At 60.7% G+C, this 3,538-nt stretch carries 5 protein-coding genes; 1 reads left to right on the top strand and 4 read right to left on the bottom strand.

Annotated features, from left to right (window positions below; translation table 11 throughout):
- Nucleotides 1-593 precede the first annotated feature (593 nt).
- Nucleotides 594-1,016, top strand: a complete 423-nt coding sequence (locus GQS65_RS21730) for a tyrosine-type recombinase/integrase (RefSeq protein WP_368280303.1) — start codon at nucleotides 594-596, stop codon at nucleotides 1,014-1,016.
- Between the two features lie 84 nt (nucleotides 1,017-1,100).
- On the opposite strand, the gene GQS65_RS17270 is transcribed toward GQS65_RS21730, so the two are convergent.
- The 4 genes from GQS65_RS17270 to GQS65_RS17255 all read right to left on the bottom strand — a co-directional run bounded on the left by GQS65_RS17270 (nucleotide 1,101) and on the right by GQS65_RS17255 (nucleotide 3,397).
- Nucleotides 1,101-1,424, bottom strand: coding sequence for a hypothetical protein (locus GQS65_RS17270; RefSeq protein WP_158205876.1), 324 nt, complete (start codon nucleotides 1,422-1,424; stop codon nucleotides 1,101-1,103).
- A gap of 146 nt (nucleotides 1,425-1,570) precedes the next feature.
- Complete coding sequence (locus GQS65_RS17265) at nucleotides 1,571-2,026, bottom strand: hypothetical protein (RefSeq protein ID WP_158205875.1); 456 nt, start codon at nucleotides 2,024-2,026, stop codon at nucleotides 1,571-1,573.
- Between the two features lie 403 nt (nucleotides 2,027-2,429).
- Nucleotides 2,430-2,783: a hypothetical protein gene (locus GQS65_RS17260; protein WP_158205874.1), complete on the bottom strand. Its 354-nt coding sequence runs from the start codon at nucleotides 2,781-2,783 to the stop codon at nucleotides 2,430-2,432.
- Nucleotides 2,780-3,397 carry a ParA family protein gene (locus tag GQS65_RS17255; RefSeq protein WP_199268495.1) on the bottom strand — a complete coding sequence of 206 codons (618 nt, stop codon included), beginning with the start codon at nucleotides 3,395-3,397 and terminating at the stop codon, nucleotides 2,780-2,782. Before GQS65_RS17255 ends, GQS65_RS17260 begins: the two co-directional genes overlap by 4 nt.
- Nucleotides 3,398-3,538 lie beyond the last annotated feature (141 nt).

Below are 3,538 nucleotides of genomic sequence, written 5' to 3'. Positions count from 1 at the left end.
ACGACGCTTCATACGATATTCAACGTATCGTGAAGCAAGTATCTTCTGGAGAACCCGTCGCTGTTAGACTCGCGGCACGTGTCTAACAGTTGAATCAGTCGAGTTACGGTGAAAGAAGGTGGCACTCAGCTGTTAGACTCGCGGCACGTGTCTAACAGTTGAATCAGTCGAGTTACGGTGAAAGAAAGGTGGCACTCAGGTGATGCAGCGTCCACCCCCGGCCAGTCGACGCAGTGGCCCCGCCCGCGACTGGCATCCCAATCGCCACGGCGAGTCACCCTGTACCACCACATCCCAGCGGAGCTTCTGGCGCGACCAACTCGTCGACGACGGGTCGGTCGCGAATTCGAAAGAGGATGCCCTCTCCGATCGACAGTTCCAGCTGCTCCTGGAAGGGGCCCGCCAACTCGATGCCCCGTACGCCAGTCAAGCGCGGTTCATCATCTTCGCGACCGGCCGGTTAGGGATGCGGGCCGGCGAGGTCGCCCACATGAGCGAGCAGTGGATCGACTGGCGCGAGCGGACGATTCACATCCCGCCGTTCGACCCGTGTACAAAGGGACGGGGGGGATGGCGAACCGTGTGGCTACTGCGTGAAACGCGCAGAGTCGATCGCCGAGCACAACATCGAAATCTCCGTCGAGCAAGCACTGTCGACACGGTGGGCCCCGAAGACAGCTGCTGGCGCGCGTGCCATCCCATTCGATTTCGAGACGCGTGTCGAGATGGCCGTCGAGCGCTTCTTCCAGACCCATGCCGAGTACCCCCATTCACGAGTCAGTATCAACCGGCGCGTCGACCGTGCCGCCGAGGCCGCCGAGGGGCTCGACAGCCAGCGCGTCTACCCACACGGCCTCCGTGCGACCGCGAGCACCTTCCACGCCGCTCGCGGGTTGACTGGCCTCCCGCTCCAGGCGTTCATGGGCTGGGAGAAACTCGCGACTGCCGAAACCTACCTCAATGGAACCACCGAGGCGACCCGCCGAGCACTGCGGTCGGTCCACTCCTCGCGATAGCACGCCGACTTTCTTTCACGCCGATTCGTAGTGACTCAGCTGTTAGACCCGTGCCGCGAGTCTAACGTTCACCTCTCGCGGTAATCACGCAACGTGCGCCTCGGTATACGTGGGCTCAGTGGCAACCAACGCCAGTCCAATCACAGAGACGATGGCCACAGCCACCCCGGCCACGAGCGGGCTCAGTCCGGTTACTGTGAATAGCGTTGCGCCGACGAGGAGTACCAGCCAGCCCGACGCCGCACGCTTGTGAGCAGCTTGCGCTGAGATGATGAGCCCGAGAAGGCACACCAAGGAGACGACGATTCCAGTGTCTACGCTCGGAACGTCCAGAAGAGTACCTGCAACGCCGATGAAGACACCGATGAGGCATAGTCCGGCGGATACGAGCGCATCGGTTGAGGGCATTACCGTTCGTTCCCTCCGAATACGCATATGTATTCTGTTCAGACAGGTGTGTCCGAACTGCGACCAGCTTGCCCAGTAGCTCGCTGATATACCCACGCTCTAAGTCTATCATTAGCGGCAAATGAGTGACTCGTGCCGCGAGTGTATCAGTCGAAGTTCCCCGCAGCCCCTGTTTGTAGTCCACCGTCATCCCGCAGCGTTGCCCACGGAAAGTAGCGCTCTGTGAACCAGTACGTCGATAGCGCCGAGGTTTCTGAGCCCAATCGGTAGTTGAGGTAGTACCCTCCCTCCTCGTCGATGAACGACTCAGCGATTGTATTTCCATTAGCGGGCGCAGCGATGTAGAGGTCTCGCGGTGGAGAGAGTGCCTCAAGAGTCGAGGGGTCTGGTCTGTTCAGCGAGATGTCGTTGAGTTCGCGCTCTGAGTCCGTTACGTGATGAACAGTGACGTGGAGCGTTGCGTCTTCATCAGTTCGGTTGGTGAACTCGATAGAACCACCGGGGATATGTGGGCCATTGTCGTTACTCAGACTGAACCCGAGACACCCGCTCGTTCCAGCGAGTGCTCCCACACCGAGAGCGAGGACCTGACGGCGCTTCATGTCGATTACTCGACTGCTGCCAGGTAAGTACTTTCTCGTAATACGAAGTGATAGACCCACGCTCTCTGTCTAACAAAACCGGCAATCGAGGAGGCGGATTCACTGATTCCCGAGGAGCGCTGCTGAGAGCCAACTCGTTCTGTCAGAGTAGCGCCGGTCGGTCAGCGACCGCTGACTGGTCGGTAAGTGGTACTGTCTGCTGAGCGTGTGGTTTGTAGAAATCCAAACGCCGAACTTCTGTGGCAAAGAGGCAGGCACCGCCGGAGCGACGTAGAGGCATACGTTTTTGAGCGTGAACCCGGTATCTCAGATAGGGCCGGAGCTAACGCACCACTTGTTGTGCCATAAACGAGGGGTCGTTCTTCCGGCCTTTGCCCACGAACTCCTGAGCAGACGGTGTCGCCTACTCCTCGGTGTCAACTCCTCGCTCTTCGAGCGCCAGCCGCGCGACCTCCTCGGCGTGGTCGGCACTGAACCGGACGAGCGCGTCGTGGATCTCTCGCTTCGACATGTTGCGGACGCCGTGGTCACGGAACACCCGCTCCATATCGAGCGTCATCGCGTCTTCGAGGTCCTCCCATGACTCAGGGCGAGGATAGAGCTGACGCTGCCACTTGTTCTCGAAGCCGAACGCAGGCGTCTTCTCCGGTGGGTCGGCCGGTTCTTCGGGCTCGGAGTTTGATTCGGATTCAGTCGCCTCCGCTTGTTCTCCATCGTCATCAGCATCGTCGGCCGCATCGCCGAGGTCGAAGCTCACGCCTGGATACCTCCCTGTTCGACGATAACCGCCAGCGTCTCGAAGTGGTCCAGCTGAGGATGTTCGGGGTCGTACGCCGTCAGTGGCTGACGCTCCTCGTAGGCGTCCCCGAAGGCCGCACTGTGTCTGATGGGTACTTTCGGGGCAGCGCGCTCCCCGGTGTCGATGGCCTCCCAGTCCGCGGCGGTCACGCGCGCGAACGGTGGGATGTGCGCGTCGAGAACCTCCTCGACCGTCGTTCCCTCGGGTAGGTCACCTGAGTCGGGGTCGACGCCGTCGTAGCCGGCCATCAGATAGGAGGCGAAGTGCTCGTCAGTGTTCATCGACTCCAGGAGCCGGCGGTCTTTCGTGTTCTGGTCGACGCGGCGCGAGAGGTCGTTCGGTACCGTGGCGAGGATGTCGAATGCTCCGAGCTGCTGGCGAATCGGCGCGACCAGTTTGGTCGCCGTCTCACGCAGTCCGTTGAGCGCCTCCGGGACGGGCATCAGCGGGAGGATAGCGTTCGGTGCAGCAACGACCGCGTTGTTCGTCAGCTTGTTTCTCGACCCCGGCAGATCGAACAGGATGTAGTCATACGTCTCGCCGAGCAGCGGGTCGACGAACTCGTTTTTCATCTTCGTGAGTCGTTTCTACGAGTACGAGCAGTACGGTCAGAGCGCGCTCAAACTCATGTTCGACGCCCACGCCGACTTCTTCTTCGACCCCGAGTCGTTCGACGACCGGTACGGCGAGGTCGGACGGGTTCGCCGCCGCGA

Origin of the sequence: Halomarina oriensis (assembly GCF_009791395.1) — an archaeon.
Classification (GTDB): domain Archaea; phylum Halobacteriota; class Halobacteria; order Halobacteriales; family Haloarculaceae; genus Halomarina; species Halomarina oriensis.
This window is presented reverse-complemented; position numbering and strand designations above follow the sequence as displayed.

Excerpts from the sequence above, each read along its gene's own strand:
- GQS65_RS17255 (WP_199268495.1), bottom strand. The coding sequence starts at position 3,397 with ATGAAAAACGAGTTCGTCGACCCGCTGCTCGGCGAGACGTATGACTAC.
- GQS65_RS17270 (WP_158205876.1), bottom strand. The coding sequence starts at position 1,424 with ATGCCCTCAACCGATGCGCTCGTATCCGCCGGACTATGCCTCATCGGT.
- GQS65_RS17265 (WP_158205875.1), bottom strand. The coding sequence starts at position 2,026 with ATGAAGCGCCGTCAGGTCCTCGCTCTCGGTGTGGGAGCACTCGCTGGA.